This window comes from Mesorhizobium sp. M2E.F.Ca.ET.209.01.1.1 (genome assembly GCF_004010375.2).
Classification (GTDB): domain Bacteria; phylum Pseudomonadota; class Alphaproteobacteria; order Rhizobiales; family Rhizobiaceae; genus Mesorhizobium.
Genome location: NZ_SADP02001177.1, coordinates 1 through 290, shown reverse-complemented (window position 1 = coordinate 290; position 290 = coordinate 1). Strand labels below are relative to the sequence as shown.

1 pseudogene is annotated in these 290 nt (G+C 62.4%); it reads right to left on the bottom strand.

What is annotated here, in order from left to right:
- Positions 1 to 62: 62 nt before the first annotated feature.
- Positions 63 to 290 (bottom strand): annotated as a pseudogene (locus tag EN852_RS39620) (dihydrofolate reductase family protein); the annotation flags it as partial.

Genomic DNA, 290 nt, shown 5'->3' with positions numbered 1-290 from the left:
GATAATGCCAGACACGCGGGTGGCGCTGCGAGCTGTGATGCAGACGCTTTCGGCCCCACGTTTCAGCGTGGTGGGGTAGGTGTTGCGCGGGCCCAGCGCTTCGATAGCCGCCCGGCCTGCTGGTCCTCATCCGGAACATAGGTCAGCAGGACGGAGCCGTTGCCGAACACCTTCTGCGCGTCGAGCTTGAGCTTGAGGCTTGCTGGATCAATTGCGTCGTAGAGGTGCTGCCCCTTCCCGACGATGACCGGGATGATCCAGACCTGGATCTCGTCGACGAGATGGTGTTC